Annotated in this window: 2 protein-coding genes; one reads left to right on the top strand and one right to left on the bottom strand. The window is 67.2% G+C overall.

The genetic code is table 11. From position 1 onward, the window contains the following. Nucleotides 1-79 precede the first annotated feature (79 nt). Nucleotides 80-508: a signal peptidase I gene (locus ACIQ1J_RS35360; protein WP_322983600.1), complete on the top strand. Its 429-nt coding sequence runs from the start codon at nucleotides 80-82 to the stop codon at nucleotides 506-508. On the opposite strand, the gene ACIQ1J_RS35355 is transcribed toward ACIQ1J_RS35360, so the two are convergent. After that, nucleotides 463-1,337, bottom strand: a protein-coding gene (locus ACIQ1J_RS35355) for an IS5 family transposase (RefSeq protein WP_388744783.1) whose coding sequence is annotated in 2 segments (ribosomal slippage) — nucleotides 463-944 and nucleotides 944-1,337 — 876 coding nt in all. Because the reading frame shifts where the segments join, the coding sequence is not laid out codon by codon here. The genes ACIQ1J_RS35360 and ACIQ1J_RS35355 overlap by 46 nt on opposite strands. Between the last annotated feature and the right edge of the window lie 48 nt (nucleotides 1,338-1,385).

The following is a 1,385-nucleotide window of genomic DNA, read 5'->3' as shown; positions in this document are numbered from 1 at the left end:
CCGGCCTAGGGCCTGTTGCGAAAGTGACGGTAGTTGCCGCTGTGAGTGCTGATGTGGCTGGCTGCTACCTTCCGGAGCCATGACCGACAGCGTGTATGTGGGCAATGCCGGCAGGGATGCTGCACTGGACCGGGGGTGGCTGCTGGGACATTTCAAAGACGCCTCCGATCCTCGTTACAGCGAGGACGTGGAGATCAAGTGGGGCGTCCACCCACAGGGCGATGAGCGGGCTCAGTGGGTGACCGGCGAAGAGCGCACCGCCCTGCTGGTCCTCATCAGCGGGCGCTTCCGGGTGGAACTGCCCGGGCGCAGTGTTCTCCTGGCCGAGCAGGGGGACTACGTCGTGTGGGGTCGGGGCATCGATCACTCCTGGTTCGCGGAGGAAGAGTCCGTGGTTCTGACGGTCCGCTGGCCCTCCGTCCCCGGCTACAAGGTGACCGATGAGGAAGATCCCGCTGCTGGTCATAGCCATTCGTTCAGGACCGCGACCAGCACGGTCGCCTCGTAGCGGACGGCCAACTTGTCATAGCGGGTGGCCACCGCGCGGTGACGCTTGAGGCGATTGATTCCGCATTCGACCGCGTGACGTGCGCGGTAGTCGGTCTTGTCGAACTTCGGCGGCCGACCGCCGTGAGAGCCGAGATTCTTGCGGTTGCGGACCCGGTCCGCCGGGACGGGAATCGTTGCCTTGATCCCACGTCGACGCAGGTAGGCGCGGTTCTTGCGGGAGTCGTACGCCTTGTCGGCCCGCACCCGGTCCGGGCGCTTGCGCGGCCGTCCCAAACCGATCCGGGGCACCCGGATTGCCTCCAGGACCGGCTCGAACTGCGGGGAATCACCCCGCTGGCCGGCCGTGATGACCACTGACAGCGGCTTCTGCCCCTGCTCGACCGCCAGGTGGATCTTGCTGGTCAGCCCGCCCCGGGACCGACCGAGCCCGTGGTCGGCTGGCTCGACGACGATGCCGCCGGGCGGCTCCTTCTGCAGGTCCCCTTTTTCGATGCCCCGGCGGCGTGCTGGTGGGCCCGGCAGACGGTGGAGTCGACGTTCACGTCCCAGGTGATCAGGCCCTTCGCGTCGGCCTCGGCCTGCAACTGGGTGACGATCCGGGCCCAGGTGCCATCGCGCTGCCAGCGCCGGAACAGGTCATAGGCCCGGTCCCAGGGACCGTAGCGTTCCGGCACATCGCGCCAGGGAGCACCGGTCCGGGTCCGCCACCGTATGCCGTCTATCAACTGTCGCCGTGTCCACACCGGCGGACGGCCCGGCTTGATGCCTTTCGGCAGCAACGGCTCCAGCCGGGCCCACTGGCCGTTCGTCAGATCCCCACGTCCCACAAAGCGTGATCATCTACGACCAAGATCGACTTTCGCAACAGGCCCTAG

Origin of the sequence: Streptomyces sp. NPDC097107 (assembly GCF_044762405.1) — a bacterium.
Taxonomy (GTDB): domain Bacteria; phylum Actinomycetota; class Actinomycetes; order Streptomycetales; family Streptomycetaceae; genus Streptomyces; species Streptomyces thinghirensis.
The sequence above is the reverse complement of the archived record's forward strand: the minus strand, read 5'-3'. Positions and strand labels throughout refer to the sequence as shown.

What these genes read in the sequence shown, in the direction of transcription:
- ACIQ1J_RS35360 (WP_322983600.1), top strand. Translation starts at nt 80, where the DNA reads ATGACCGACAGCGTGTATGTGGGCAATGCCGGCAGGGATGCTGCACTG.